The sequence below is a fragment of the Lentzea pudingi genome, assembly GCF_014646255.1.
In the GTDB taxonomy this organism is placed as follows: domain Bacteria; phylum Actinomycetota; class Actinomycetes; order Mycobacteriales; family Pseudonocardiaceae; genus Lentzea; species Lentzea pudingi.
The window spans coordinates 348,081-373,687 of sequence record NZ_BMNC01000002.1 but is presented as its reverse complement, the minus strand read 5'-3'; the positions used below and the strand labels follow the sequence as shown (position 1 = coordinate 373,687).

Annotated in this window: 27 protein-coding genes; 18 read left to right on the top strand and 9 right to left on the bottom strand. The window is 69.0% G+C overall.

Annotation, left to right across the window (positions count from 1 at the left end):
* Positions 1–232: 232 nt before the first annotated feature.
* Positions 233–1,573, bottom strand: coding sequence for a glycoside hydrolase family 18 protein (locus IEY88_RS07670; RefSeq protein ID WP_189153907.1), 1,341 nt, complete (start codon positions 1,571–1,573; stop codon positions 233–235).
* Between the two features lie 140 nt (positions 1,574–1,713).
* Between IEY88_RS07670 and IEY88_RS07665 the strand changes: the two genes are divergently transcribed.
* The 3 genes from IEY88_RS07665 to IEY88_RS44075 all read left to right on the top strand — a co-directional run bounded on the left by IEY88_RS07665 (position 1,714) and on the right by IEY88_RS44075 (position 5,884).
* Positions 1,714–2,763 (top strand): methionine synthase, encoded by a 1,050-nt coding sequence (locus IEY88_RS07665; protein ID WP_189153906.1) that lies wholly within the window; start codon positions 1,714–1,716, stop codon positions 2,761–2,763.
* 92 nt (positions 2,764–2,855) lie between these two features.
* Complete coding sequence (locus tag IEY88_RS07660; RefSeq protein ID WP_189153905.1) at positions 2,856–4,709, top strand: glycoside hydrolase family 9 protein; 1,854 nt, start codon at positions 2,856–2,858, stop codon at positions 4,707–4,709.
* A 71-nt stretch (positions 4,710–4,780) separates the two neighbouring features.
* Positions 4,781–5,884, top strand: coding sequence for a PLL family lectin (locus IEY88_RS44075; protein ID WP_229693168.1), 1,104 nt, complete (start codon positions 4,781–4,783; stop codon positions 5,882–5,884).
* Here the strand turns inward: IEY88_RS44075 and IEY88_RS07650 are convergent.
* Entirely contained in the window at positions 5,871–6,350 is a 480-nt protein-coding gene (locus IEY88_RS07650; RefSeq protein ID WP_189153904.1) for a GNAT family N-acetyltransferase, read from the bottom strand. The genes IEY88_RS44075 and IEY88_RS07650 overlap by 14 nt on opposite strands.
* A gap of 65 nt (positions 6,351–6,415) precedes the next feature.
* Here IEY88_RS07650 and IEY88_RS07645 point away from each other — a divergent pair, with 65 nt between their 5' ends.
* Genes IEY88_RS07645 through IEY88_RS07620 form a run of 6 tightly spaced genes read left to right on the top strand, consistent with a single transcriptional unit; the run spans position 6,416 to position 11,365 of the window.
* Positions 6,416–6,931, top strand: coding sequence for an LppU/SCO3897 family protein (locus tag IEY88_RS07645; protein ID WP_189153903.1), 516 nt, complete (start codon positions 6,416–6,418; stop codon positions 6,929–6,931).
* On the top strand, positions 6,928–7,485 hold the full coding sequence (locus IEY88_RS07640) for a YdeI/OmpD-associated family protein (protein ID WP_229693167.1): 558 nt from the start codon (positions 6,928–6,930) through the stop codon (positions 7,483–7,485). Before IEY88_RS07645 ends, IEY88_RS07640 begins: the two co-directional genes overlap by 4 nt.
* A gap of 4 nt (positions 7,486–7,489) precedes the next feature.
* Positions 7,490–8,143 carry a globin family protein gene (locus tag IEY88_RS07635; protein WP_189153902.1) on the top strand — a complete coding sequence of 218 codons (654 nt, stop codon included), beginning with the start codon at positions 7,490–7,492 and terminating at the stop codon, positions 8,141–8,143.
* 33 nt (positions 8,144–8,176) lie between these two features.
* Positions 8,177–10,303 (top strand): NAD-dependent DNA ligase LigA, encoded by a 2,127-nt coding sequence (gene ligA / locus IEY88_RS07630; RefSeq protein WP_229693166.1) that lies wholly within the window; start codon positions 8,177–8,179, stop codon positions 10,301–10,303.
* Positions 10,296–10,796 carry a GNAT family N-acetyltransferase gene (locus IEY88_RS07625; RefSeq protein ID WP_189153901.1) on the top strand — a complete coding sequence of 167 codons (501 nt, stop codon included), beginning with the start codon at positions 10,296–10,298 and terminating at the stop codon, positions 10,794–10,796. The genes ligA and IEY88_RS07625 overlap by 8 nt, the downstream gene beginning before the upstream one ends.
* 59 nt (positions 10,797–10,855) lie before the next feature.
* A complete protein-coding gene (locus IEY88_RS07620) occupies positions 10,856–11,365 on the top strand; it encodes a hypothetical protein (protein ID WP_189153900.1) in 510 nt (169 codons plus the stop codon).
* Here the strand turns inward: IEY88_RS07620 and IEY88_RS07615 are convergent.
* The 3 genes from IEY88_RS07615 to IEY88_RS45040 form a co-directional block, all read right to left on the bottom strand.
* Complete coding sequence (locus IEY88_RS07615) at positions 11,354–11,770, bottom strand: SWIM zinc finger family protein (RefSeq protein ID WP_189153899.1); 417 nt, start codon at positions 11,768–11,770, stop codon at positions 11,354–11,356. The two genes, IEY88_RS07620 and IEY88_RS07615, sit on opposite strands and share 12 nt — an antisense overlap.
* Positions 11,771–12,037: 267 nt before the next feature.
* Entirely contained in the window at positions 12,038–12,271 is a 234-nt protein-coding gene (locus IEY88_RS07610) for a hypothetical protein (RefSeq protein WP_373294043.1), read from the bottom strand.
* A 66-nt stretch (positions 12,272–12,337) separates the two neighbouring features.
* Positions 12,338–12,460 carry a hypothetical protein gene (locus IEY88_RS45040; RefSeq protein WP_268241218.1) on the bottom strand — a complete coding sequence of 41 codons (123 nt, stop codon included), beginning with the start codon at positions 12,458–12,460 and terminating at the stop codon, positions 12,338–12,340.
* A gap of 60 nt (positions 12,461–12,520) precedes the next feature.
* Here IEY88_RS45040 and IEY88_RS07605 point away from each other — a divergent pair, with 60 nt between their 5' ends.
* Positions 12,521–13,204, top strand: a complete 684-nt coding sequence (locus tag IEY88_RS07605) for a 3-keto-5-aminohexanoate cleavage protein (RefSeq protein WP_189153898.1) — start codon at positions 12,521–12,523, stop codon at positions 13,202–13,204.
* Here IEY88_RS07605 and IEY88_RS07600 read toward each other — a convergent pair.
* Positions 13,201–13,854 (bottom strand): ACT domain-containing protein, encoded by a 654-nt coding sequence (locus IEY88_RS07600; protein ID WP_189154511.1) that lies wholly within the window; start codon positions 13,852–13,854, stop codon positions 13,201–13,203. The two genes, IEY88_RS07605 and IEY88_RS07600, sit on opposite strands and share 4 nt — an antisense overlap.
* 231 nt (positions 13,855–14,085) lie before the next feature.
* Here IEY88_RS07600 and gatC point away from each other — a divergent pair, with 231 nt between their 5' ends.
* The 8 genes from gatC to IEY88_RS07560 all read left to right on the top strand — a co-directional run bounded on the left by gatC (position 14,086) and on the right by IEY88_RS07560 (position 24,180).
* The gene (gatC, locus tag IEY88_RS07595) at positions 14,086–14,385 is read left to right on the top strand and encodes an Asp-tRNA(Asn)/Glu-tRNA(Gln) amidotransferase subunit GatC (RefSeq protein ID WP_189154510.1); all 300 of its coding nucleotides are present in this window, start codon (positions 14,086–14,088) and stop codon (positions 14,383–14,385) included.
* The gene (gene gatA / locus IEY88_RS07590) at positions 14,382–15,866 is read left to right on the top strand and encodes an Asp-tRNA(Asn)/Glu-tRNA(Gln) amidotransferase subunit GatA (RefSeq protein ID WP_189153897.1); all 1,485 of its coding nucleotides are present in this window, start codon (positions 14,382–14,384) and stop codon (positions 15,864–15,866) included. The genes gatC and gatA overlap by 4 nt, the downstream gene beginning before the upstream one ends.
* A complete protein-coding gene (locus IEY88_RS07585; RefSeq protein ID WP_308425962.1) occupies positions 15,863–16,060 on the top strand; it encodes a hypothetical protein in 198 nt (65 codons plus the stop codon). The genes gatA and IEY88_RS07585 overlap by 4 nt, the downstream gene beginning before the upstream one ends.
* Positions 16,057–17,559, top strand: coding sequence for an Asp-tRNA(Asn)/Glu-tRNA(Gln) amidotransferase subunit GatB (gene gatB / locus IEY88_RS07580; protein WP_189153896.1), 1,503 nt, complete (start codon positions 16,057–16,059; stop codon positions 17,557–17,559). Before IEY88_RS07585 ends, gatB begins: the two co-directional genes overlap by 4 nt.
* Positions 17,560–17,628: 69 nt before the next feature.
* Complete coding sequence (locus IEY88_RS07575) at positions 17,629–18,351, top strand: hypothetical protein (RefSeq protein ID WP_189153895.1); 723 nt, start codon at positions 17,629–17,631, stop codon at positions 18,349–18,351.
* A 183-nt stretch (positions 18,352–18,534) separates the two neighbouring features.
* Entirely contained in the window at positions 18,535–18,819 is a 285-nt protein-coding gene (locus tag IEY88_RS45035) for a hypothetical protein (RefSeq protein ID WP_189154579.1), read from the top strand.
* Positions 18,820–18,900: 81 nt separating this feature from the next.
* Positions 18,901–21,474 carry a CHAT domain-containing protein gene (locus IEY88_RS07565; RefSeq protein WP_189153894.1) on the top strand — a complete coding sequence of 858 codons (2,574 nt, stop codon included), beginning with the start codon at positions 18,901–18,903 and terminating at the stop codon, positions 21,472–21,474.
* 219 nt (positions 21,475–21,693) lie between these two features.
* Positions 21,694–24,180, top strand: coding sequence for a M14 family zinc carboxypeptidase (locus IEY88_RS07560; RefSeq protein ID WP_189153893.1), 2,487 nt, complete (start codon positions 21,694–21,696; stop codon positions 24,178–24,180).
* A 94-nt stretch (positions 24,181–24,274) separates the two neighbouring features.
* Here the strand turns inward: IEY88_RS07560 and IEY88_RS07555 are convergent, their stop codons facing one another.
* The 3 genes from IEY88_RS07555 to IEY88_RS07545 are packed head-to-tail and all read right to left on the bottom strand — an operon-like array spanning position 24,275 to position 25,520.
* On the bottom strand, positions 24,275–24,634 hold the full coding sequence (locus tag IEY88_RS07555; protein WP_189153892.1) for a VOC family protein: 360 nt from the start codon (positions 24,632–24,634) through the stop codon (positions 24,275–24,277).
* Positions 24,631–24,999: an SgcJ/EcaC family oxidoreductase gene (locus IEY88_RS07550; protein WP_189153891.1), complete on the bottom strand. Its 369-nt coding sequence runs from the start codon at positions 24,997–24,999 to the stop codon at positions 24,631–24,633. Before IEY88_RS07550 ends, IEY88_RS07555 begins: the two co-directional genes overlap by 4 nt.
* Positions 24,996–25,520 carry a hypothetical protein gene (locus IEY88_RS07545; RefSeq protein WP_189153890.1) on the bottom strand — a complete coding sequence of 175 codons (525 nt, stop codon included), beginning with the start codon at positions 25,518–25,520 and terminating at the stop codon, positions 24,996–24,998. The genes IEY88_RS07550 and IEY88_RS07545 overlap by 4 nt, the downstream gene beginning before the upstream one ends.
* Between the last annotated feature and the right edge of the window lie 87 nt (positions 25,521–25,607).

The following is a 25,607-nucleotide window of genomic DNA, read 5'->3' as shown; positions in this document are numbered from 1 at the left end:
GTGGCAGCGTAATCACCCTGGCGGTGGTGTCACGCAGCGTTCGAGGCGCCTTACTGTCCGGATGCATGATCGTTCAACATCGGAGGTGGTCATCATGGCTGGTTGTTCTTGCTGTGGAGGGTGCACGGGTCCGGGCTGCGGCTGCTGCAGCTCCTGCTAACTGCTTCGGATGTAATGAAGGCCGTTGTGGGGACGGAAGTTCCCACAACGGCCTTCGCCCTGCAGGGGTGAATCAGCCCGTGTAGGTCTTGAACAGGTTCGTGAACTCCCAATTGGCCTGGGAGATTCCACTGCACGTGGGCGATACCCCGCCGCCGGGGCAGCCCTTGTCGCGGCCGGCCGACCAGAACGCGACGCGCCCGACGTGGTTGGCCTTCGCGTAGTCGAGGACCTTGCGCGCGTCGTCCTGGGTGGTCGTCGGGCCCGTGTCGTTGCGCCCGATCATCGGCGTGAGGCCCAGCAGTGCCTTCAACTGCGCGTCGGACTTCGACGGCCAGATGGCGCGCATCTGCCCGAGGGTGGCGTTCGCGGCGTTGACCATCGCGTCGCCCCAGTTGCCCGTGTAGCCGAAGTTCATCAGCATCGGGTTCACGAGGACGGTGACGCCCTTCGCGGCCGCGTCCTTCAGCACGTCCACCGAGTACGGGTCCATGCCGTAGTCCTGGCCCTGGATGCGCATCGTGTAGCTGACGGTGGTGCCGCGGTTGTCCTGCAGCCGCTTCAGCGCCGTGTTGACGACGGCCTGCGGGATCGTGGCTTCCACGTCCACGTCGATGCTGTTCGAGCCGACGGCGTCGAGCACCTTCACGTAGGCGTTGTACAGGGCGTCCGCGGTCGAGCAGACGTGTTCGAGGTACGGGCCCATGGCGCCGCCGGTCGCGACGATGACGCTGCCGCCCGCGGCCTTCAGCGCCTTCGTGTCGTTCACGATGCGGCTGTCGTTCAACGGGACCGTGCCGCCCCACGCCGGGTCGCAGCCGGCCGACGAACCCAGTGCGAACGCGAGCGTGAAGTGCTTCTGGCCGGTGGCGTTGGCCACGTCCATCAGTGACGGCGAGGGCATCGTGATGTCGACGTACGGGGCGACGCGCGCGCTACCGGGCGTCGGCGGCACATCAGACCCCGTGGTGGTGGTCGGGCCGCCAGTCGTGGTCGTTGTAGTCGTGGTCGTCGTGGTGGTGCCACCGCCGCCGCCACACGGAACGCCGTTGAGCTTGCAGTTCGTGGGCAACGCCGAGCCGCTCACCAGGAAGCCGAAGCTGGTCGACGCGCCCGCGCCGACGTTGCCGTTGTACTCGCGGTTGGTGAACGTGTGGTGGTTGCCGCTGCTGGTCGCCGTGGCGTCCCAGTACGAGCCGAGTGAGGCGCCGGCGAGGTCGAACTCCAGCTTCCAGCCGGTCAGGGCGGTGGAGCCCGCGCTGATCGTGAACTTGCCCTGGTAGCCGGAGCCCCAGGAGGAGTCCTGGCTGAACGCGGCGGACTCGCCTGCGGCCGAGGCGGTGGGAGCGATCGCGACGAGTCCGGCCACCAGTGCGGTGGCGGCCCCGGCGGCGAAGACGGCAAAGCGGGCCATCGGGTGTGGTCCTTCCGGCAGGGGAGGAAGGGAGTGGTGCAGGACCACGGGGCGCGTCGCGGTCCTGCACCACGTGCAGGGAGGCGCCCGTACGTTCAGCGCCTGCTCAATCACGTTAAGTGGCCTAGACCATAGCGTCAATGGGTCTAGACCTCTTCTGTCTGCCGGACAGTGGAACAATTCGGCGGGTGCGTGGAGCAACTGGAATCGGATCGCTGCCCGGAACCGACATCGACGAGGCGGCGAGGGTCGTCGTCGGAGAGCTGCCGGAGCTGCCGCACGTCCCGGAGCTGCCTGGCCGGGGAGTAGGCGCGGACATGGTCGGCCGGACCGCCGGCCTGCTCGTCGACCTCGCCATCGAGGTCATCACCTCCGGTTATCGCGTGAACCCGCGCCCCGGCCGTGACCACCGCCGTGCCGTCGATCTGCTGCGTGGTGATCTGGACGCGTTCGACGAGGCGTTGGAACGCGCAGGTGCCCATCCGGAAACGGTCAAGGTGCAGGCCGTCGGGCCGTGGACGCTCATGTCGAACATCGAACTGATGCGCGGCCATCGGGTGCTCACGGACCGCGGCGCCGTGAAGGAGTTCTCCGAGTCCCTTGCCGAGGGGCTCCGTCTGCACGCGGCCGAGGTCGCCAAGCGCACGAAGGCGAAGGTCGTCGTGCAGATCGACGAACCGGGCCTGCCCGCCGTTCTGCAGGGCCTGCTGCCGACGCCGTCCAAGCTCGGCACCGTGCCCGCCGTTCCGGGTCCGGACGCCCGTGGGGTTCTTGCGACCGTCATCGAGGCGTTGAAGGACCACGAGGTGATGGTGCACTGCTGCGCGCCGCACCCGCCCTTGACGTTGCTGCGTGAGGCGGGCGCGACGGCGATCGCGTTCGACGCGACGTTGATCAAGGGTGCAGAGGCGCTCGACGAGATCGGCGAGACCTGGGAGGCGGGCACGACGCTCGCGCTCGGTCTGGTGCCGAGCCTCGACCCCGGCGTGCCGGTGTCGCTGAAGGAGATCGGGCAGCGGGCGTTCACCCTGGTCGACCGTCTCGGCTTCCCGCGGTCGATCCTCGCCGAGAGGGCGCTGCCCACTCCGACGTGCGGTCTAGCGGGTGCGACGTCCACTTGGGTCAAGCGCGCGCTGTCGCTGACCCGTGATCTCTCGTCCGCTTTTTCGGAACCGCCCGAGGGCTGGTGATGTCCGGTTTGTGGGGCTAGTCTGCTGCGAACTATTAGGAAACTTTCTTAACCGAAGGCCGAACGCCGAGGCCTGGACCGGGAGTTCCCCTCATGCGCATCAGACTCGCGGCCCTCGTGGCCGCAGTGCTCACAGGTGTGGTCGTGGCGCCTGCACAGGCCGCCCCCACCGGTCAGATCCGGCTGGACCAGGTCGGGTTCGGCACCTCCGAGCAGAAGCACGCCTACGTGCTCGGTGGCGCCGCCGACACCAGGTTCTCCGTGGTGGACAGCCGCGGCCGGACCGTGCTGACCGGGAAGACGGGTGCCTCGACGGGGTCGTGGAGCGACACGTTCCCCGCCGTGCACCCGATCGACTTCTCCGCGTTGAAGAAGGCCGGGACGTACCGGATCAAGGTCGGCTCGACGACCTCTCCGGCGTTCCGGGTCGACTCGCTGAAGAAGCTGTTCGCGCCCGTCGCGCACAACACCGTCGAGTTCTTCCAGGCGCAGCGCGACGGTGCCGACGTCATCCCGGGCAGGCTGAACCGCAAGCCCGCGCACCTCACCGACCGCGAGGCGCTCGTCTACGAGGCGCCGGTGTTCGCGGGCGAGGGCGGCGACCAGATCGCGGCTCCGCTGAAGCCCACCGGTGCGAAGGTCGACCTCGAAGGCGGCTGGTTCGACGCCGGTGACTTCGTGAAGTTCACGCACGCCTCGTCGTACTCGACCGCGTCGATGCTGCTGGCGTTGCGCAACAAGCACAACGACGCCCTCTACGACGAGGCCAAGTTCGGCCTCAAGTGGCTCGACAAGGCGTGGGACGAGAAGACCGGCACGCTCTACGCGCAGGTCGGCATCGGCACCGGCTCCGAGGAGTTCGGTTTCGTCGGCGACCACGACGTGTGGCGCCTGCCGGAAGCCGACGACAAGCTGAACGTGCAACCGGGCGACAGCGAGTACTTCATCAAGCACCGTCCCGTTTTCCGGGCGAACGTCGCCGGCGAGAAGATCAGCCCGAACCTCGTCGGCCGCGTGGCCGGCTCGTTCGCGCTGGCGGCCCAGATCGAGGCGCACCGCAACCCGCGCGTCGCCCGTTCGTACCTGGACAAGGCCGCGCAGCTCTTCGCGCTGGCCAAGACCGAGAACGTCGGCGAGCTCGTGACGGCGTTCCCGCACGCGTACTACCCCGAAGAGTCGTGGACCGACGACATGGAGTTCGGCGCGACGCAGCTCGCGCTGGCCGCCAAGGCGTTGCACGACAAGCGTTACGGCCAGTTCGCCCGCGCGGCCTCGCACTGGGCCAAGGAGTTCCTGGCGACGCAGGACCCGGACACGCTCAACGTCTACAACATCTCCGCCCTGGGTCACGCCGACCTCGCCCCGTTGCTGAAGAAGGGCGTTCCCGGCGCCGAGGTGACCGAGAAGCAGATCGTGGGCGACATCCAGCGCCAGCTGAAGAAGGGCGCGGACGCGGCTCTCACCTCGCCGTTCCGCACCGCCGCCAACGTCGAGACCTGGGACGTCGGCTCGCGGACGTTCGGCTACATCACCACCGCGGCGCTCTACCAGAAGCTCACCGGCTCGAAGGAGTACTCGACCTTCGGCACGCAGCAGCGCGGCTTCGCCCTCGGCACCAACGCGTGGGGCACCTCGCTGATCGTCGGCGTCGGCACGAAGTTCCCCGAGTGCCCGCACCACCAGGCCGCGAACCTCTCCGGTTCCGTCAACGGTGGCTCGAAGGTGCTGGTCGGCGCCGTGATCAACGGTCCGAACGACGCTTCGCTCTTCGGCGACCTCGGTGAGATGCCGCCGGGTTCCGTCAGCTGCACCAAGCCGTACACGCTGGAGTTCAACTCCGTGAAGTCCGTGTTCGCCGACGACCTGCGCTCGTGGCCGAGCTCGGAGCCGGCCATCGACTTCACGGCGACGGGCGTGCTCGGCTTCTCGTTGATCGCCCACTCCTGAGTGGCGCCGGCGCGAGCCCAGGTGTCCAATTCGGACTTGTGCTCAGGCTCGCGCTGGTTTTCGTTCTGCTCATGTCCGGTACGGCACATGCGTTGCCGTTGGACGTGAAGTGCCGAGTTCCCGGCGTGCACGACGCGGACGTCATCCGCGCCGTGCACGCCGTTGGTCTTTCTCTGCGCGTGAGCGACAAGGTGATGCTCGCCGGTTTCGAGGCTGGCTGGGTCGAGTCGCACATGAACAACCTGCCATGCGGCGACCGCGACTCGTTGGGCGTGTTCCAGCAGCGGCCGTCGATGGGGTGGGGGACGCCCGAGCAGATCATGGACGTGTCCTATGCGGCGCGGCGGTTTTTCGAGTACGCGGTGCGGGTGGACCGGCCGGAGCTGACCGCAGGACTGCTCGCCGACGCGGTGCAGCGGTCGTGCTGCCCGGAGCGGTACGACCAGGCCGAGCCCAGGGCCGGGACGATGCTGCGGCAGGCCTGGCAGGGCGGTCCCGAGGTGGTCGGCGGGGTCGTGCACGTGGTGCTGGACGGGGATGTGTGGGCTGATGGGACGCGGCTCAGCACGTCCGGTGACTTCGTGGGACGGCCTTCGGTGGCGGGGCGGTTCGTGTACGCGCGGACGGCTCGTGGGGAGGTTCGAGTGCTCGCGGATGGCGCCTGGCGGATGGTCGGGTCGGGCGTGGCGGGTGACCCGGAGGCGGCGGCGCGTCCTGATGGGACGGTCGAGCTGTACGCGATCTTGACGGACGGTAGTGTCGCGAAACTGTCAGACCCGCTTGGGATGATTGGGATGGGGGGCGGATCCCCCCAGGGGGCCCGCCAGTCGGGATCGATTCCGCTGACCCCCGCCGGCTTCGCCACCGGCAAGCCGTCCGCGATCACCCACCCGGACGGCTCCACAACCCTCTACGTCCGCTCCGGCACCAAACTCATGGCAAGCGCCCCCAACACCTGGCGCGAGATCGCCACAGGCCTCGAAGCCTCCCCGGAAGCCGTGCTCCGTCCAGACGGAACGGTCAGCCTCCACACCCTGATCAACGGCCGCCCGCACCGCCTCACCACCACCTGGGAGCCGCTCACCGAGACTCGCTTCATCGACACCGTGTCCGCGCAACCAGACGGCACGGTCTACGCGCGCACGGCCGAAGGCAAGGTGCTCAAAGCCGGTTGAACGGCTCCGCGTACCGGAACGCACCCGCGGGCACGTCCCCGAACAGCCTGGCCTGGAAGTGCGGTGCCCACGCGGGATCCGGCGGCGTGATCCCGAACTCCGAGGCGAGCCGGAACCCGAACCGCGCGTAGTACCCGGGGTCACCCAGCAGGATGACCCCGCGCTCGCCCCGAGCCTCCGCCGCGCCGAGCACGGCGTGCATCAACGCCGACCCGATACCGGCCCGCTGGTGCGACGGGTGCACGGCGATCGGCCCGAGTCCGAGGGCCGGCACGTCGCCGACGTACCCGCGCGTGCAGACGACGTGGCCTAGCACGCCGTCCTCCACCAGCGACAACTCCGGGATCCAGCCCTCGTCGGCGCGCAGCCAGTCGATCAGCGGAGCTTCCGGGCCGTCCTTGAAGGCAAGGTTGGTCACGTCACGGATGGAGGAGATGTCTGCGGGTGTCTCCCGGCGGATCAGCATGACCCCGCACTGTGGTCAAACCCGTCGCCGCGCGCCAGTCAGTTTCTGCGGCCATACTCCGCGGCGTGGTCGTGAGACAGACCGTGATGGTGTGCGTACTTGCCGTGGTTGCCTATCTTGCCGTGTGGTGGGGGTTCAGTGAAGAAGACGAACCCGCGTCGACGATGCCGGTGTTCCTCACCGACTACTCCAAGGCGGAGAAGGGCAGTTGCGTCAGGTTCGACGGGCCGGGCGAGAACGACCTGGGCCTGACCGTCGTCGACTGCAAGGGCGCGAGAGCCGCGTTGAAGGTCGGCACCGTCCTGGACGACACGAGCGGCAAGTGCCCGCGCGGTGACTACAAGGTGTTGCGCGACACCAGGCACAACGCCGCGCTGTGCCTGCTGCCCAACGCGGCCGAGGGCGACTGCTTCGAGTTCGACACCGACGACCTGCAGCGGTCCGTCGTGTCCAAGTTCGACTGCGCGGCGCCGCGGGTGAACGTGCAGGTCGTCGGGGTGGCGAGCGGAAGTTGCCCCGAAGAGGCCGAACTCGGTGTTCCCTATGAGGAGATGACGCTCTGCCTGAGGAGGGTGCGTTGATCGTCTTCGAGGAACCCGCGCAGTTCGACGCGTGGTTGCACGAGAACGGCGCGAACGAGACCGAGCTGTGGCTCAAGTACGCCAAGAAGGGCTCAGGGATCAAGACCATCACCTACGCCGAGGCGCTGGATGTTGCGTTGTGCCATGGGTGGATCGATGGGCTCACACGGTCCGTTGACGAGACCTATTACTCGCAGCGCTGGACGCCGCGAAGGCCGCGCAGCAAGTGGTCCAAGCGCAACTGCGGCAAAGTCGAGGAACTGATCGCGGCGGGCAAGATGCTGCCGGCGGGTCTCGCCGAGATCGAGAAGGCCAAGGCGGACGGGCGTTGGGACGCGGCCTACGCGGGCCCGGCGACCATCGAGGTGCCGGACGACCTGACCGAGGCGTTGCGGGCCAACCCGAAGGCCGCCGAGTTCTTCAAGACGCTGAACAGTCAGAACCGGTACGCCGTGCTGTTGCGCATCCACGACGCGAAGAGGCCGGAGACGAGGCGGAAGCGCATCGCCCAGTTCGTTGAAATGCTGGCAGAGGGACGAAAGCTCTACTCTTGAGATCATGAAGTGGTTCCGCCGCAGCAAGGCCGAAGACGTCGCCCCGACCCACCTGCCGAACGCCGAGGAAGCGGCGCAGCTGTTCTGGGAACGGTGGTTCGAGCTGGTACCGGCGGTCAGCGCGGCGCTCGGCGACGGCGAACCGCACCGGGTCGAGGACGAGCTGCAGGCCCTGGTGAGCGGGTTGCACCCGGACCTGAGGTTCTCGCTCGAACAGGGCCACCTGGCCATGTACGCGCTGGTGGTCACGGGCCAGGAGGACCCGCGGCTGCGCCCGTACACCGACGCGTGGATCGACGCGGCGCCGCCGTCGGACATGGTGTGGGAGTTCCACGACTCGGTGCCGCCGGTGCCGGACCCGACCGAGGTGGTCGTCAACCTCGGTCAGGTGAAGGTGCGGCTCGGCGACTACCGCGTCGTGGCCCAGGTGGACGGTGACGTCGTGGACGTCGCGGTCTACCACCCGGCGCTCGCGGACCTGAGCGACCAGCACCGGCAGACGATGACGTTCCTGCCCCTCGACGTCACTCTCGGCGAGCGGCTGGCGGGGGAGCGGCTGCGGCGCGTGGAGACCGCGGAACTGGAGCCGCAGGGCACGATCAGCCTGCTGGAGCTGCGTTCCCTCGTGCGTGAACTCGCCGGGGTTTCGGACCTCTGAAAAGTGTCGGACCTGGTCACTAAGCTGTGGGACGTGACCAGCGAGAGCCTTGAAGACGTCCCCGCAGAGGTGCGCGAGCGGCATGCCGTGCTCGCGGAAGAGGTGCGCTCGCACCAGTTCCGCTACTACGTGCTGGACGATCCGATCGTCACCGATGGTGAGTTCGACGCGTTGCTCAAGCGGCTCGAGGCGATGGAGGCCGAGCACCCCGGCCTCGCGACGCCGGAGTCGCCGACGCAGCTCGTCGGCGGCACCTTCTCGACCGAGTTCAAGGCGGTCGACCACCTGGAGCGCATGCTCAGCCTGGACAACGTCTTCGCCCAGGACGAGCTGACGGCCTGGTTCGAGCGCGTCCAGAAGGAGATCGGCTCCGGCACGCACTTCCTGTGCGAGCTGAAGATCGACGGCCTCGCGATCAACCTGCTCTACGAGAAGGGCCGGCTGACGCGGGCGTTGACCCGTGGCGACGGCCGCACGGGCGAGGACGTGACGCTGAACGTCCGCACGATCGCGGACGTCCCGGTGGTGCTGAAGGGGTCCGCCGAGTACCCGGTGCCGGACCTGGTCGAGGTGCGCGGCGAGGTCTTCTTCGCGGTGGACGACTTCCTGGCCCTGAACGCCTCGCTGGTCGAGCAGGGCAAACCGCCGTTCGCGAACCCGCGCAACACGGCGGCGGGGTCGTTGCGGCAGAAGGACCCGAAGGTCACCGCGTCGCGCAAGCTGCGGATGATCTGCCACGGCATCGGCAAGACCCGGGGCTTCGACGCCGCCAGCCAGTCGCTCGCGTACGAGGCGCTGAAGGCGTGGGGCCTGCCGGCGTCGCCGCACACCGAGGTGCTCACCGACCCGGCGGACGTGCGCAGGAAAGTCGAGTACTGGGGCGAGCACCGGCACGACGCGGTCCACGAGATCGACGGCCTGGTGATCAAGGTCGACGAGGTGTCGTTGCAGCGGCGCCTGGGCACGACGTCGCGGGCGCCGAGGTGGGCCATCGCGTACAAGTACCCGCCGGAGGAGGCCACCACCACGCTGCTCGACATCCAGGTCCAGGTGGGCCGCACCGGCCGGGTGACGCCGTTCGCGCTGATGGAGCCGGTGAAGGTGGCGGGCTCGACGGTCGCGCGGGCGACGCTGCACAACGGGTCGGAGGTCAAGCGCAAGGGCGTGCTGATCGGCGACCGCATCGTCATCCGCAAGGCGGGCGACGTGATCCCCGAGGTGCTCGGCCCGGTGCTGGCCGCGCGCCCCGCCGACGCGCGCGAGTTCGAGATGCCGACCCGCTGCCCCGAGTGCAACTCCGTGCTGCGCCCGATGAAGGAGGGCGACGTCGACATCCGCTGCCCCAACGCGGAGACGTGCCCCGGCCAGCTGCGCGAACGCCTGGCGTACCTGGCTTCCCGTGCCGCGCTCGACATCGAGGTGCTCGGTTACGAGGCGGCGGCCGCGATCACCGAGTCCACGATCTACACGAACGAGGCCGACCTGTTCGACCTCGACGCCGAGGCGTTGCGGCAGGTCGAGCGCTTCACGACGATGAAGGGCGAGCTGTCGGCGAACGCGCTGAAGCTGATCGACAACCTGGCGGCGGCGAAGGAGCGTCCTCTGTGGAGGGTACTGGTCGCGCTGTCGATCCGCCACGTCGGCCCGACGGCGGCCCGCGCGCTGGCGCAGCAGTTCGGCTCCATGGACGCGATCATCGAGGCTCCCGAGGAGGCGCTCGCCGGTGCCGAGGGCGTCGGCCAGACGATCGCGACGGCCGTCGTCGAGTGGCGAGAGACGGAGTGGCGCCAGGGGGTCGTGGAGCGCTGGCGGGCCGCGGGCGTGCGGATGGAGGACGAACGCGACGAGTCCATCGTGCGCAACCTCGAAGGTCTGTCCATCGTGGTCACCGGCTCACTGACGGAGTACTCGCGCGACTCGGCGAAGGAGTCGATCCTCGCCCGTGGCGGCAAGGCGGCGGGGTCCGTCTCGAAGAAAACCGCTTTCGTGGTGGTCGGCGACTCGCCAGGATCCAAGTACGACAAGGCCGTCTCGCTGAAGGTCCCCGTTCTCGACGAGGCGGGGTTCCGCGTCCTGCTGGAGCAGGGCCCGGACGCGGCGAGGGAGGTGGCCCTCCCGGTCGACGAGGCCGGCACAGTGGAGGAAGGCGCAGATGGCTGACCTGATCATCCGCCCGGCGACGGAGGCCGACCTGCCCGCGGTCGGCGCCGTGACGGTCGAGGCGTACCGCGCGGACGGCATCGTGGGCGACCACGACGACTACGCGACCCTGCTCGCCGACGCCACGTCCCGCTTCCGCGACGCCGAACTGCTCGTCGCGCAGGCCGAGCCTGGCACGGTCCTGGGCTCCGTGACGGTGGTGCGCCCCGGCACGCCCTACGCGGAGATCTCGAAGCCGGGTGAGCTGGAGTTCCGCATGCTGGCGGTGTCGGCGGCGGCACGGGGCCGCGGCGTCGGCGAGGCCCTGGTGCGCGCGGTGATCGACAAGGCGCGTGCCGCCGGCGCGAGCGACGTCGTGCTGTCGTCGTCGGAGAAGATGCTGGCGGCACACCGGTTGTACGAGCGGCTGGGGTTCACCCGGCTGCCGGAGCGCGACTGGTCACCGCTGCCGGGGGTGAACCTGGTCGCCTACGCGTACGTGCTGCCGCTCTGAGCAACCGGACCGGCGGCCGGACGTCCATCGGGTAGCAGCCGGCGAACGGGGGTTCGCGCGTGAGAGCAACCGCTGTCCTGCTCGTGACCGCGGCGCCGCTGGGCGCCTCGGCCACCCCGGTGGCGCTGGCCGGCGCCGACCAGGACGAGATCCTCGGCATCGCGCGGCACTACCTGCAGAACAGGGCGCACAAGGTCACCACCGGCCCGCAGACACCGGGCTTCGGAGTGCCGGTCACCGAGGCGCTGGCCCCGAAACTGGCCGTGCACGAGGCGAAGCTCGCCGCGGCCAGGGCATCGGCCCGCACCCACTACCGGGCGGCGGTGGTCGAGACCCGCGCCGTGCGGTTCCACGCCGACCAGACCGGCCGGACCGTCGTGGCACGCGTCGACGAGCACGCCGAGCTGTACTTCGCCGAGCCGGGCTCGGCTTCGCACACCGGCTACGGCCTGCCCCACCTGCTCACCTTCACCCGCACGGCCGACGGCTGGGTGCTCGCCGACGTCGCACTAGGCCACTACAAGCACTGCGCTCTGCTGCCGGAGACGCAGCGCCCGTCAGAGTGCTGAGACGATCCGCGCCCGCAGCTTGGAATCACCGGCGGCCTGCTCGTACAGCAGGTCCCGCAACACCTCGGCGGGCAACGCTCTCAGCACGTCCTTCAGCTCGACGTCCTCGGCGTCCGGCGGCGGCACCGTCTCACCCCGGTCGAGCAGCACCAGCCCGACGGCCACGCAGTGCTTGCAGAAGAACCCCTCGGACCCGTGCGGACAGCTGCACGCCCCCACCAGATGCGTCCCCGACCACGACAGCTCCACCACGTAGGCGTCCTCGTCACCGCCCCGCACCCGCGCCGCCACGTGCCTGCTGTGCACCCGAAGGGACAGCACGGCCTCGCGGTAGGTCAGACCGCGCCAGTACGACTTGGTACCCGCGCGGTGCAACAGCAGCTCGGTGGTGAGGGTCGTCGACACGGGGGTCATCCAACCGGGTGACCACAGAAAGGATCAACATGATCGCGGTCGGCCCGCTCCAGCCCGCCGGCCGAGGCAGGTGGCACGAGCTTTCACACGCTGCCGGCGGAAACCTGCGACGAGAAGCGGGAAGCGTTCCAAGAGGACAAAAGCATCCACGCCCTATGCGTCCGCACCGGCCCCCAAGGCGCGCGGCCAGGGCGTCGGCCGCGCGCTGATCGAGGCGGTCGCGGAGAAGACGCAGTTCGTCCACCACCGCATCGTGCTCTAACGAGCCGTCGTCTCCAGGTCGAGCAACGTCACGGCCGCGCGGAAGTACTTGTTGGTGCCCAGGTCCCGCACGGTCTTGATGTTGAACGCGGCCTTCAGCTTCTCCGCGTCACCGGCGCTCACGCCCTGCAGCGCGTCGACCGGGGCGTCCAGGATCTCGGTGAGCGGCTTGTCCTCATACGCCTTGTCGAGGAGCGAGTCGAGGTTCACGGTGATGGCCATGATCTTCATACCTCCAGCAGAAGTGGGGCGATCACGGCAGATTCTGGAGTCAGTCCGCGAATCCCGCAGGGCGAGTCAGCGCTTCCGCTTGAGCGCCACCACGATCACCGCCGCCACCGCGAGCACCCCGCCCACCCCGAGCGCCAGATCACCGATCGCCATCCCGTTCGCCTGAGCCACCACCAGAGCCAGTCGCATGACTTCACGCTAGCCCTTGGAGCAACGCCGGGAGGAGGATTGTGTGGGACCGTATGAGGTGTGCTGCAAGCCTGTCTGAACGGCTCCCGCACAGCCGCGGAGCACCCGGCCCTGCCGTTGTCCCCCGAACGCCTCGCGGAGGACGCGGCTGACGTCGCCGCGCTCGGCGTCACGTCGGTGCACATCCACCCGAGAGACGTCATCGGCGCGCCCACGCTCGTCGGGCCCGAGGTGGCCACGACGATCGCGACGGTTCGCGCCGCGGTGCCGGGCATCGAGATCAGCGTGTCCACCGACGTGCCCGGCGGCCGCACCAGGCTGATCGGCAGCTGGGGACCGCTCGCGGCCGGTCGGCCCGACATCGCGAGCGTGCACGTGGACCAGCCCGGCTGGCGGGACCTCGCCCGGGCGTTGCACCAGGTCAACGTCAGGGTCGAGCTGGTCGTGACGACCCTGGGAGACCTCGGCGACCTGCCGGAGGGCGTCAGCCGGATCACCGTCACGGCGACGCGCGAGACGGCGGAAAGCCTGCTGGCCCAGGTGGAACCGCTGGGGTTGCCGGTCCTGCTGCACGGCCGCGACGCCGACGCCTGGGCCGTCCTCGACTACGCCGCGCTCCTCGAGCACCACGTCCGCATGGGCCTGGGGGACACCCTCCGGATGCCGGACGGCCGCCAGGCCAAGAACAACGCGGAACTGATAGCGCTGGCCCGCAGACGGCAGCGGACGCGCGCCCCGAGCTAGTCGGGGAGCACCACCGCGACGATGCCCGCCAGGTGCGCCAGGCGGGCCACCTCGGCCGCGCGGAACATCGGGCCGCCGGGACGGCCGACGACGAGGACGCGGTCCGGCTTGCCCAGTGGCGTCGCGGCGAGTTCGGTGCCCAGCTCGCGCCAGGTCTCCGGCACCCACTCCTCCTCGCCGTCGAGCACGGTCGCGCGCTCCAGCGGGAACCACGGCACGTCCGCCATGCGGGTCTCCGGGGCGGCCGAGGAGGCGGTCAGGCGGTTGATGCCGGTGCCCTCCGGGCCGACGACGACGGCCCAGCCGGCGCGGATGATCTTCGGGACGCCCTCGGTGAAGATCTCCAGGCCCTTGCGGGGTTCCTCGGCGATCTCCTCGACCAGTTCCAGCTCGCGGTGGGTGTCGAGGATGCCCGCGTACGGGCGGACCGCGTCGACCTCGACGCCCTCGATGGACTCGGCGGCGGTGATCAACGTGTCCGGCAGGCGGCCGGAGGGGAGTTCCACCACGAGGTCGTCGATGGCGAGGCCGGAACCGCGTTCCACCACGTCCACGCTGAGTATGTCCGCCCCGATCTCGCCCAATGCCGTTGCGACCGCGCCGAGGGTGCCGGGACGGTCCGGGAGCTGGACCCGGATCAGGAACGACAAGGTGAACGCCTCCATAGCTCGTGCGAGAGACCCCGCGTCTCGCGCCGTTGCCGGTCGGTGATTCTCGCAGACGCATCGTCAACGCATGACCTGCTGTCCGCGTTGCGAACCGGTTAAGTTGACGTGCCGGTCAACCATAGAGGCGGTAACCCGTTCGAAGGCGCGCCTGACCAGCCCATAGACTCACGGGGTTCCCGATTCGTAATCCCGACCCTACGGGGGTTGACAGGAGTGCCCAGCATCTCCCGCGACGAGGTCGCGCACCTGGCGAAGCTCGCCAGGCTGGCTGTGTCCGAGGACGAGCTCGACTTGTTCGCAGGCCAGCTCGACGTGATCCTCCAGTCGGTGGCTTCCGTTGGCGACATCGCCACGGCCGACATCCCGCCGACGTCGCACGCCGTTCCGCTGACCAACGTCTTCCGCGAGGACGTGGTCCGTCCGAGCCTCGGTCAGCAGCAGGCGCTCTCCGGCGCTCCTGAGGCCGAGGACGGCCGGTTCCGCGTGCCCCGCATCCTGGGTGAGGAAGCATGACCAACGACCTGATCCACGCCACCGCGGCGGAGCTCGCCGCGAAGATCCACAGCGGTGAGGTCTCGTCCGTCGAGGTCACGCAGGCCCACCTGGACCGCATCACCGAGACCGACGGGAAGGTCCACGCCTTCCTGCACGTCGACACCGAGGGCGCGCTCGCGCAGGCCCGCCGCGTCGACGAGGCCGTCAAGGCGGGTGAGCAGGTCTCGCCGCTCGCCGGTGTGCCGTTGGCGCTCAAGGACGTCATGGCGACCGAGTGCGTGCCGACCACGGTCGGTTCGAAGATCCTCGAAGGCTGGATCCCGCCCTACGACGCCACGGTGACGCGCAAGCTCAAGGAAGCCGGCGTCGTCATCCTCGGCAAGACGAACATGGACGAGTTCGCCATGGGTTCGTCGACCGAGAACTCGGCGTACGGCCCCACGCACAACCCGTGGGACCTCGACCGGATCCCCGGCGGCTCCGGCGGTGGCTCGTCCGCCGCCCTGGCCGCCCTGCAGGCGCCGCTCGCGATCGGCACCGACACCGGTGGCTCGATCCGCCAGCCCGGCGCCGTCACCGGCACCGTCGGCGTGAAGCCCACCTACGGCGGCGTTTCCCGCTACGGCCTCGTGGCGTTCTCGTCGTCGCTGGACCAGGCCGGTCCGTGCGCGCGCACGGTGCTCGACGCCGCGCTGCTGCACGAGGTCATCGCGGGCTACGACCACATGGACTCCACGTCCATCAACGCTCCCGTGCCGCCGGTCGTCGCCGCCGCCCGCGAGGGTCTGAACGGCGACCTGTCCGGCCTGCGCATCGGTGTCGTCACCCAGTTCAGCGGTGAGGGCTACCAGCAGGGCGTGGCGCGCAGCTTCGAGGCCGCCGTGTCGCAGCTCAAGGAGCTCGGCGCGGAGATCGCGGACGTGTCGTGCCCGAGCTTCGACTACGCGCTCCCGGCGTACTACCTCATCGCGCCGAGCGAGTGCTCGTCGAACCTCGCCCGGTTCGACGCCATGCGCTACGGCCTGCGCGTCGGCGACGACGGCACGCGCAGCACCGAGGAGGTCATGTCGCTGACCCGCGAGGCCGGTTTCGGCCCGGAGGTCAAGCGCCGCATCATGATCGGCACGTACGCGCTGTCGTCCGGTTACTACGACGCGTACTACGGCTCGGCCCAGAAGGTCCGCACGCTCATCACGCAGGACTTCGCGAAGGCGTTCGAGAACTTCGACGTGCTCATCTCCCCGACCACGCCGACCACGGCGTTCAAGATCGGCGAGCGCGCGAACGACCCGATGGCCATGTACAAGGCCGACCTCTGCACCATTCCCGCGAACCTCGCGGGCACCCCCGCCATGAGCGTCCCGAGCGGTCTGTCCGATGAGGACGGAATGCCGGTCGGACTGCAGATCATGGCCCCGGCGCTGCAGGACCACCGCATGTACCGGGTGGCCGCCGCCTACGAAGCCGCCCGTGGCGCGTTCGGAGGTCCGTCGCTGTGAACATCAAGAAGGCAAGGGGTCTGCTCGGTCTCGCCGGTGCGGTGGCAGGAGCCGTGGGCGCGTTCTCCGGCTTCAAGGCCGCCCGTGCGAACAAGGACAAGCTGGCCCTGGCGAACGCGATCGCGAGCATCACCGTGGCGATCACCGGTGCGGCTCTGGCCGCCCGTGCCCTGCGGAAGGACGACCTGGCATGACCTCCCTGGTTGAGCTGATGGACTACGACGAGGTCATCGAGAAGTACGACCCCGTCCTGGGCCTGGAAGTGCACGTCGAGCTGCACACCAACACGAAGATGTTCTGCGGCTGCGCCAACGCCTTCGGCGGCGAGCCGAACACGAACACCTGCCCCACGTGCCTGGGTCTCCCGGGTTCGCTGCCGGTGGTGAACGGCAAGGCCGTCGAGTCGGCGATGCGCATCGGCCTCGCGCTGAACTGCGAGATCGCCGAGTGGTGCCGGTTCGCGCGGAAGAACTACTTCTACCCGGACATGCCGAAGAACTTCCAGACGTCGCAGTACGACGAGCCGATCGCGTTCAACGGCTGGCTCGACGTGACGCTCGACGACGGCGAGGTCATCCGCGTTGAGATCGAGCGCGCGCACATGGAGGAGGACACGGGCAAGTCGCTGCACGTCGGCGGCGCCACCGGTCGCATCCACGGCGCCGAGCACTCGCTGCTCGACTACAACCGCGCCGGCGTGCCGCTGATCGAGATCGTCACGAAGATGATCCCGGGCACTCGCGAGCGTGCTCCCGAGGTCGCGCGTGCGTACGTCACGGCGCTGAGGGACCTGCTCAAGGCGCTCGACGTGTCCGACGTCCGCATGGACCAGGGCTCGCTGCGCTGCGACGCGAACGTGTCGCTCAGCCCGAAGACCACCGGCGCCCTGGGCACCCGCACCGAGACCAAGAACGTCAACTCGCTGCGCAGCGTCGAACGCGCCGTCCGCTTCGAGATGACGCGCCAGGCCGCCGTGCTCGAGTCCGGCGGCGAGGTCACCCAGGAGACCCGTCACTTCGACGAGTCGTCGGGTTCGACGTCGCCGGGCCGCAAGAAGGAGACGGCGGAGGACTACCGCTACTTCCCGGAGCCCGACCTGGTCCCGATCGCGCCGTCGCGCGAGTGGGTCGAGGAACTGCGCCTCACCCTGCCCGAGCTCCCCTGGGAGCGCCGCGCGCGCATCCAGAAGGACTGGAACCTCACCGACGAGGTCCTCCGCGACCTGGTCAACGCCAACGCGCTGGACGTCATCATCGCGACGGTAGAGGCGGGCGCGAAGCCGGACGAGGCCCGCTCCTGGTGGGTGTCGTACCTCGCGCAGCAGGCCAACTCGAAGGGCATCGAGGTCACCGACCTCGCCATCACCCCGGCTCAGGTCGCGAAGGTGATCGAGCTGGTGAACGCGGGCACGCTGACGAACAAGCTCGCCCGCGAGGTCGTCAACGGCGTCCTGGAGGGCGAAGGCTCCCCGGAAGACGTCATCGAGAAGCGCGGCCTCAAGGTCGTCTCGGACGACTCGGCCCTCGAGAAGGCGGTCGACGAGGCCCTCGCGGCCCAGCCCGACGTCGCGCAGAAGATCCGCGACGGCAAGGTCCAGGCGGCCGGTGCCATCGTCGGCGCGGTCATGAAGGCCACCAAGGGCCAGGCCGACGCCGCCCGCGTGCGCGAGATCGTGCTCGCACGCTGCAGCTGACCCGTCAGGAGCTGGACGCCTCGTTCGGCGTCCAGCTCCCGCACGGTCTGTGCGAACGGGGCGACGTTCATGGCCGATCACGTCTTCGACGGGGTCAGCAGCCCCGTGCTCCTCGCGCTGTGCCTGCTCCTGCGCGAGTTCTTCGGCGACGAGATCCTCCTCGACCAGTTGGCCGACGAAGTCCTCTACCGGCACACCGTCTTCGCCGCGTCCCAACGGCACTCCGGCCGCCCGTTCGCCGCGCGGCGCGCTCCCGAACTCGACTCCATCGCCGCCGCTGTGTTGAGACGGGTGTCCAACGGCCCGCTGTCCGCGCCGCGATCACCCCAGGCGAGGTTCGCCCGGAACGCGGTGCCTTCCGCGGTCACGCTGATCGATCAGCCCACCCAGGACGACAAACCGGCCGGAGCGCTGTGGACCTCGTCCTTCCTGCCAGACGGCACGAGCATGTGGCAGTGGGGCGAGTGGGCGGAGTTCGGCCACGACCGGCCACTGCACGCACTCGCCTTCGACCCGGCCGACGTCAGGCTGTGCACGATCGGATCACCCGCCGACTACGAGCGCCTGGTCAACCGGTACCCGCGCCAGACGAGCCCGCACGCGCAGGTGCACTGGACGCGAGTGGCCGAGGACTTCGACGCCGTGCACCTGACCGTCACCGGTCTCCTCACCGCGCAACACGTCCCGATCGCCACACCGCACGGCACGGCGGTGCTGACCGGGTGGGACGCCGAGTCCACCGCCTGGCTGCGTCTGCCACCCCAGGCGACCGTGTGCGCACACCGCTCGTAGATACACAGTGGCCATAAAAATCACAAAGGGTCACCTGTTCGTGCAGGTGGTCGATTGTGATCTTAGGCCGACTGAGTGGCTGTTAGCTAAATGAGACGTGTGTGTATAGCCGTGTGTGTCACTCTCTCCGTGCAACTCATCTGGGGGGATGAGAAGTAATAGTCCAAACGAGGGGGGAACCTCATGACTGTTCAGCGCGAGAACTTCGACGCGGCTGCCGCCGAGGTCGTTCAGGAAGCCGAGTCCGTGCTCGAGGGCACGCCGGTCACGCCGACTCCGGCTCCGGCCCCGGTTCCTGCGCCGCCGCCGGCGACCACGCCCAAGCCGCCGGTCACGCCGCAGTGCTGTGGCCGTCCGCCCGGTCCGATGATGTTCGCGGGTGGCGCCGACTCGGGTGGCGACGTCGAGCACGAACTCGGCTGCGACAACCACCCCGACAACCTGGCAAAGCTGGAAGTGTCCAGCTAGTCACCCTCTGCGTTGTCCGTCGACCTGGCTGCGCCTGGTTGGCGGACAGCGCCATTTGGGGGCATGTGGTGTGATGATCACATGCCCGCTCGTGCCCTGGAGAGAGCGCGCGAGTTGTACAAGAGCGGATGGGCCGAGCAGGAGAACTACCGTGCTCCTGCGGCCATCCGGCTGCTCAACCGTGCACTCACGCACACCGATCGCGCCCCTGACAGTCCGGAACGGACAGATCTGCGGGTGCGCATTCTGTACACCCTCGGCAGAAGCCTTGGCGAGACCAGCGGCATGGCCGTCGCGCTCGACACGTTCGACGCTGCCCGTCGTGAGGCCGACACCCTCGCCGACGTGAAGCTGCGAGCTCTGCTGAACGGGTGCATCGACCACAGTCAGGGCAACATCATTCTGCGTCTCGGGCAGCCGGAGCAGTCCGTCCAGTGGTTCGGTCCGATCATCACCTTCATCGAGAACGAGATGGCCTCGGCCACTGATCGTCTCGAATCAAACCTCATTCGTCAGTTGGCCTCGGCACGAATTGCACGCGCCTTCGCCAACGGCGCCATTCGACGTCGGGATGTCGCCATTGCCGACCTCGAACGAGCAAGTGCCCTCTCTCGAGAGCACCAGCTCGATGATCTTTATCCGTACACGCAGCACGCCCTGGCCAACACCTACAAGCAGAGTGGTGACCTCGGCGAGGCGTTGAGGTGCTACGAGGAAGCCGGCCGCGTCCTCCGGCTGCAGGAGCAGGCGTCCCTGCTCAGCGGCGTTCAGCTGGACCAGGCGGAAGCCATGCTCATGATCGGGCTGTCCGACGAGGCCGGGCGGGCGCTCGACGAGGCGTTGCCGGTGATGCGCAAGGAGAAGGTCGGGCAGGACATCGCCGAGGTCGAGATGTTCCGCGCGTCGGCCGCGTTGCTGGACGACCAGTTCGACCTCGCGCGAAAGATGGCGAAGGCATCCTTGCGCAAGCTCGTGAAGCGCGGCAGCACGTGGTGGATGATGGCCGCCCTGATCGAGCTCTGGGCACACGCGATGCAGACGAAGCGCGTGACGAACTCCTTGGTGCAGAAGGCGTTGACGCTTTCCGACGAACTCGCGTCAAACCATCTGGTCGATGAGGCCCGCCTCGCGAAGTTGCTCGCGGCGCGTCTCGAGGTGCGTCGGCGCAGGACCGGCGACGCGGAGGAACTGCTGCGCCAGCTGCCCAGCCCGCGCGCGGTCACGCCGATCGACCACCGCATGCAACGGCGGCTGGTGCTGGCCGAGCTCGCGCTGGCGAAGGGGAACCGTCGCGCCGCGCTGCTGCACGCACGCAAGGGCCTCGAAGAGCTGGGGCAGGTGCGCGACCAGCTCGGCGGGCTGGAGTTGGTGTCCGCGACCGCCGTGCACAGCCGTGAGCTCGGTGAGCTGGCGATCCGGCTGGTGCGGGAGAGCAACGACGCTCGGCGGTTGTTCGTCTGGCTGGAACGGACGCGCGCGCAGGCCTACCGCTACGAGCCGCTGGAGCACGTCGAGAATCCCGAGCTGGCCGAACGGATCGTGGAGGTGCGCGGGCTCGGACGCGATCTGATGCGCGCCGGCCTCGACGGCAGGCCGACCGGTGAGTTGCGCGCCAGGCTGGCCAGGGCACAGCGGGAGGCGAACCGGCTCGGCTGGAACGCCCAGCGGTGGGGCCGGCCGCGGCCGATGGCCGGTCTCGGCGAGGTGATCGCGGAGCTCGGTGAGCGGGCCATGGTGAGCTTCGTGGTGTCCGGTGGCGGAATGCTCGCCGTCGTCATCGCGGGCGGGCAGGTCCGGAAGGTTCGGCTGGGCGACGCCAAGGAGGCGCTGGAGAGCGCCCAGAAGCTGCACTTCGACCTCAACGCACTGGCGCCCGACTACCTGCCGCAGCCGTTGGTGCAGGTGATCGGAGCCTCGGCGCGCAAGCAGGCCGACGTGCTCGACGCGATGCTGATCAAGCCGTTGATCCATCTCATCGGCGAGCGCGAGCTGGTCGTGGTGCCGACCGGCACGCTCTACGCGGTGCCGTGGGGCGTGATCCCGAGTCTGCACGGCAGGCCCGTCGTCACAGCGCCCAGTGCCACGGCCTGGCTGGCGGCGGCGCAGTCCGACAAACCCGAGACCGACAGGGTGTTGCTGGTGCGGGGGCCCAGCCTGCAGTTCGGGAACGGGGAGCTGGACCGGCTGGCGGCGCACCACGACAAGGCGGTGGTGCTGTCGGGGGAGGACGCGACCGCGGCAGAGGTGCTCGCACACCTGGACGGCGCGGATCTTGTGCACATCGCGGCTCATGGCGAGCACGAGAACGAGAACGCGTTGTTCTCGCGGCTCGAGTTGGTCGACGGCCCGTTGTTCGCGCACGAACTCGGACGCCTGCGAACACCGCCTGGGCACGTCGTGCTGGCCGCCTGTTCGCTGGCGTTGAACCGGATCAGGCCCGGCGACGAGGCGTTGGGGTTCGCCGGCGCCATGCTCGCCGGCGGCACGCGGACCGTGGTCGCCGCCGCCAGCAAGGTCGGGGACGAGACCAGTGCGGCGGCGATGGCCGACTACCACCGCGCGTTGGTGGCGGGGGCGGCGCCCGCGGTGGCGCTGGCCGAGGCGATGGCCAAGGATCCGTTCCGGCGGCCCTTCCTCTGTCTCGGTTCGGGCTGAGTGCTTAGGCCGTTCGAGTGGTTGTACGTCGTTCAGTGAATTGAACGCGCTGGTCAGCGGTGACTTGTGCCCCATTTGGGACGGGCGGTTGGTGAACTTTTCTCGCTGAACGGCGGCGGTCTGTGCCACCCTCGACGGCACAGGTCTTGACCGAGGGGATGCAACGGCCCGCCTATCGGCTCTAGTCGATACGCGGGCCGTTGTGCGAGAAACGGTCGTATGCGCAGAACTCTGCTCGCCGTACTCCTGGCGGCCGCCGCGGTGATGGCGGCGCCCGTCAACGGAACGGCGCAACCGTCGAGTCCAGACCGAGAGCCTGGCAACGGGCCCGAGCGCAACGAAGTCGCGACGTTGGACAGCGCTTTCCTCCAGCAGGGGGTGCTGGCCCAGGGGGAGAACCAGGCCGACAGGCACCAGGGTTATCCGCGCCGGACGACGTTGCGGACGTACCCGGAGAACGCGGCCGACAAGTCCATCAAGCTCGGCCTCGCGCCGTACCACTCGCTCGCGCCGAAGCTGAACGCGTTGCAGCGGAGGAGCGACAGGATCTCCGTCGAGGTCGTCGGCCAGTCAGGGCTCGGCCGCGACCTGTACCTGGTCACGCTGACCGCGCCGGAGAGCGCGGCGGAGACCAGGATCCAGGAACGGTTCCGCGCCACCATCGAGGAGGGGCGCACTGTCCCGGCGGGGCTCTACAAGGCACCGATCTGGATCAACAACAACATCCACGGCGACGAGTGGGAGGGCACCGACGGCGCGTTGCGGGTCATCGAGCACCTTGCCACGAGCAACGACGCGGAGACCAAGAAACTGTTGCAGCGCAGCAGGGTCTACTTCAACCTCACGGCGAACCCGGACGGGCGCGTCGCCGGCACGCGCGCGAACAACGCGGGCTTCGACCTCAACCGCGACTTCGTCACGAACTCGCAGCCCGAGAACCGGGTCATGCAGGACATCGTGGAGCGCACCCAGCCGTTGATGATGCTGGACGAGCACGGTTACGTGGCCAACACGCTGATCGAGCCGACCACGCCGCCGCACGGCCAGAACTACGACTTCGACCTGTACATCAAGCACGGGTACGCGGGCGGCCTGCAGATGGAGAAGGCCGTGCAGGCACTCGGACATCCCGAGACGGCGAAGCCGGAGATCCCCTTCCGCGACTACCCCGTCGGCGAGTGGGACGGCTGGGCGCCGATCTACACCGCGCAGTACTCGATGTACCACGGTGCCGTCTCGTACACGATCGAGATCCCGATACGGGTCAACCGGTCCGATTACGACGCACTGCCGGCCGCGGAGCTGCAGCGGCGTTCGAAGATCAACACCGATGTCGTCGAAGCCACCATCAAGACCACGCTCGACTACGTGGACGACAACCGGCGCAGCCTCATCGCGAACCAGACGGAGATGTTCCGCCGCGGCGCCGCCGGTGAGAAGCAGCGGCAGATCCCGGACGGCTTCGTGCCCGGCTTCGGCCCGGAGGACCGCTTCAGCACGGAGTTCCCGCGCGCCTACGTGATCACGAACGAACGGTCCGCGCCCGCCGCGGCACGACTGGTCGACCAGCTCGTCCGGCACGACGTCCGGGTCGAACGCGCCGAGAAGCCGTTCACGCTGGGCGGCAGGCGTTATCCGGCCGGGTCGTACGTCGTGGACATGCACCAGCCCAAGCGCGGCCTCGCGAACGTGATGCTCGAGCAGGGCAGCGACATCTCCGACAAGGCGCCGGTCATGTACGACATCTCCGGCTGGAGCCATCGCCTGCTCTGGGGCGCGTCGGTCGACATCCACAAGGACGGCCAGTTCCGTTTCGACGGCAAGCCCGTCGTGGCCGCCGCGCCGACCGGGGAAGTCGACGCCGCACCCGGCGCGGATCTCGCGCTGAGGCTGACCGACCAGAAGGACGTCAGCGCGGTCAACGACCTGCTCGGCCGCGGCCTCGAACTGCGCCGGCAGGACGACGGCACGATCGTCGTGCCCGCGAAGGAAAGGGCCGCCGCGAAGGAGGTCGCCGAGCGCTACGGCGTGCGCTTCACCACCGCCGAGCCGGGCGGCCAGGCGTTGCAGCGCAAGACGATCGCGGCCGCGGTGTCCGCCGACGAACTGCAGGTGCTGCGCGAGTCCGGGTTCGACGTCCGCACGATCTCCACGGCCGTGCTGAACGCGGGCTTCGACTGGTCGCGGATCGACGCGCTGTACGTGGGCGCGGGCCTGAACTACGCGCAGCTCAACGCCACCGCGAAGGCCGCGCTCGACGAGTTCCTCAAGCGTGGCGGTGTGGTCACGCGCGGTGCGACGGGCAGCAGGTTCAACACCGACGCCAAGCTCCTGCAGGCCACGCCCACAGCCGGCTGGGAGGACGCCAACGGCGTGGTGAACGTCGTCAACGGCACCGGCCCGGTCGGTACCGGCGCGCTGCCCCACTCGTTCGTCTACGCCCCGCAGTGGTTCACGAATCTCGGCACGGGCGTGACGGTCGAACAGCGCTACGGCAGCACGGTGATCGCCGCGGGCCACTGGCACGCACGTGACAACGGCACGGGCGGTCAGGACGCGGCAGCGGGTCAGGCGGCGGTCGTGTCGGGCACGGCGGCGAACGGCGCGAAGGTCGTGTTGTTCGGCACCGAGCCGATGTTCCGCAACCACCCGAAGGGCCTGTACGCGCAGGTCGCGCAGGCGATCTACTGGAGCGGGACGCGGTAGACATGGCTAGGGGCGGGGAGGCCCCGACAGCCGTCCCCGCCCCTCTTGCACATACCCCACACCTAGGTTGCCCAGGGGCACGACGCCCGAAACCTCAGACCCCTGGCGGCAGGAAGCCGTGCGCGGACAGGTCGAACCAGTTGCCCTCGGGATCGATCGCCCGGTACTCGGCGAACGGCCGGTCGCCGCCCCTCAACGCGGGCCGCGGCTCCAGGGTTTCCAGGAACGGGGCCACGTCCTCGACCTGGAACCCGAAGTGGTTGAACCCGGCCGGCACGTCCCCGTCCAGCCGTTGCTGGATCAACGCCAGGTTCATGTACCCGTCGGTGACGAAGTGGCTGCCGTCGGGATCGGTGTGGAACAACGACATGCCGAACCTCGACGTGTAGAAGTCGGCCATCTCCTCGGCGTCCCGCACGACGAACGCGATGTGCCGCAACCTGGGCCTGCTCATGACTGTCCCTTCGGGATCATGTTGTGGAACGCGGCGATCTCCCAACCGCCGGAACGCCGCACGACGACGGCCTGCGCGTGGGTGGTGATGCCCGCCGGTGCGATGGAGGACGTGACGTGCACGACCGAGATCTCCGAGGTCAGCGGCCTGATCAGGCTGATCTCCGCGGTCAGCTTCGTGTCGCGGTACGGCCCGGCGAAGAGCTGCCCGTGGCCCAGCGCCACCGCGCGGCGTCCGAACAGCTCCTCACCGCGCACGGTCACGAAGTCGACGTCCTCGGCGAAGACGGACGCGAACGCGGTGCTGTCCCCGGCCGCCCAGCCCTGCTCCATGCGGTGCCACAGCGCGTAGATCTGTTCGGTCATGAGTGGTTCATCCTCAACGGCAGGCGCAGGCACGACGCGTCCCATGCGGCAAGCGAGTAGTAGAGGCCGCCATGGCGGCGTTCGAGGTAACAGACGACGTTCACGGGCCATCCGCTGTTGCGGAACATGTGCTCGTCCATCGGTGTCGGGCTGTCGCTCAACGGCCGGTCCCGCTCGCACTCAGGGCCCAGCCGGTGCCAGTCCGGGTGCAGGTGGATCGAGCCGAGCACGTCCAGGTCCCGCGCGTCCGCCGCCCGCGTGATCGTCAGCAGGTCGGCGGGGTTGAACCACCACGCGCGCACCGGGTTCTCGTACGCCGTGCCGAACCGGGGCACGATCGTCGCCGCGAACTCCTCCCGTGCCGAGGGGTCCGTCAGGCGCGCGTTGCGGCCGAACGCCACCTCGGACACCACGGCCTCGGTGCCTGCGGACCGGCCGAGCAGCACCGCGAAACACGGTCTCGGCTCGTCCTCGGTGATGAACGAGTATTCGGCGGACGCGGCCTCCAGAAACGTCTTCACAGCGCGATCCGAAAACAGCACCGCGTCAGTGCGTGCTGGGCGCTCGGCCAATTCCATCACGCAGTCGAACATATCGATGACGAAGGG

Excerpts from the sequence above, each read along its gene's own strand:
- IEY88_RS07670 (WP_189153907.1), bottom strand. The coding sequence starts at position 1,573 with ATGGCCCGCTTTGCCGTCTTCGCCGCCGGGGCCGCCACCGCACTGGTG.
- IEY88_RS07665 (WP_189153906.1), top strand. The coding sequence starts at position 1,714 with ATGGGTCTAGACCTCTTCTGTCTGCCGGACAGTGGAACAATTCGGCGG.
- IEY88_RS07660 (WP_189153905.1), top strand. The coding sequence starts at position 2,856 with ATGCGCATCAGACTCGCGGCCCTCGTGGCCGCAGTGCTCACAGGTGTG.
- IEY88_RS44075 (WP_229693168.1), top strand. The coding sequence starts at position 4,781 with ATGTCCGGTACGGCACATGCGTTGCCGTTGGACGTGAAGTGCCGAGTT.
- IEY88_RS07650 (WP_189153904.1), bottom strand. The coding sequence starts at position 6,350 with ATGCTGATCCGCCGGGAGACACCCGCAGACATCTCCTCCATCCGTGAC.
- IEY88_RS07635 (WP_189153902.1), top strand. The coding sequence starts at position 7,490 with ATGAAGTGGTTCCGCCGCAGCAAGGCCGAAGACGTCGCCCCGACCCAC.
- IEY88_RS07625 (WP_189153901.1), top strand. The coding sequence starts at position 10,296 with ATGGCTGACCTGATCATCCGCCCGGCGACGGAGGCCGACCTGCCCGCG.
- IEY88_RS07610 (WP_373294043.1), bottom strand. The coding sequence starts at position 12,271 with ATGAAGATCATGGCCATCACCGTGAACCTCGACTCGCTCCTCGACAAG.
- IEY88_RS45040 (WP_268241218.1), bottom strand. The coding sequence starts at position 12,460 with ATGCGACTGGCTCTGGTGGTGGCTCAGGCGAACGGGATGGCGATCGGT.
- gatA (WP_189153897.1), top strand. The coding sequence starts at position 14,382 with ATGACCAACGACCTGATCCACGCCACCGCGGCGGAGCTCGCCGCGAAG.
- gatB (WP_189153896.1), top strand. The coding sequence starts at position 16,057 with ATGACCTCCCTGGTTGAGCTGATGGACTACGACGAGGTCATCGAGAAG.
- IEY88_RS07575 (WP_189153895.1), top strand. The coding sequence starts at position 17,629 with ATGGCCGATCACGTCTTCGACGGGGTCAGCAGCCCCGTGCTCCTCGCG.
- IEY88_RS45035 (WP_189154579.1), top strand. The coding sequence starts at position 18,535 with ATGACTGTTCAGCGCGAGAACTTCGACGCGGCTGCCGCCGAGGTCGTT.
- IEY88_RS07565 (WP_189153894.1), top strand. The coding sequence starts at position 18,901 with ATGCCCGCTCGTGCCCTGGAGAGAGCGCGCGAGTTGTACAAGAGCGGA.
- IEY88_RS07560 (WP_189153893.1), top strand. The coding sequence starts at position 21,694 with ATGCGCAGAACTCTGCTCGCCGTACTCCTGGCGGCCGCCGCGGTGATG.
- IEY88_RS07555 (WP_189153892.1), bottom strand. The coding sequence starts at position 24,634 with ATGAGCAGGCCCAGGTTGCGGCACATCGCGTTCGTCGTGCGGGACGCC.
- IEY88_RS07550 (WP_189153891.1), bottom strand. The coding sequence starts at position 24,999 with ATGACCGAACAGATCTACGCGCTGTGGCACCGCATGGAGCAGGGCTGG.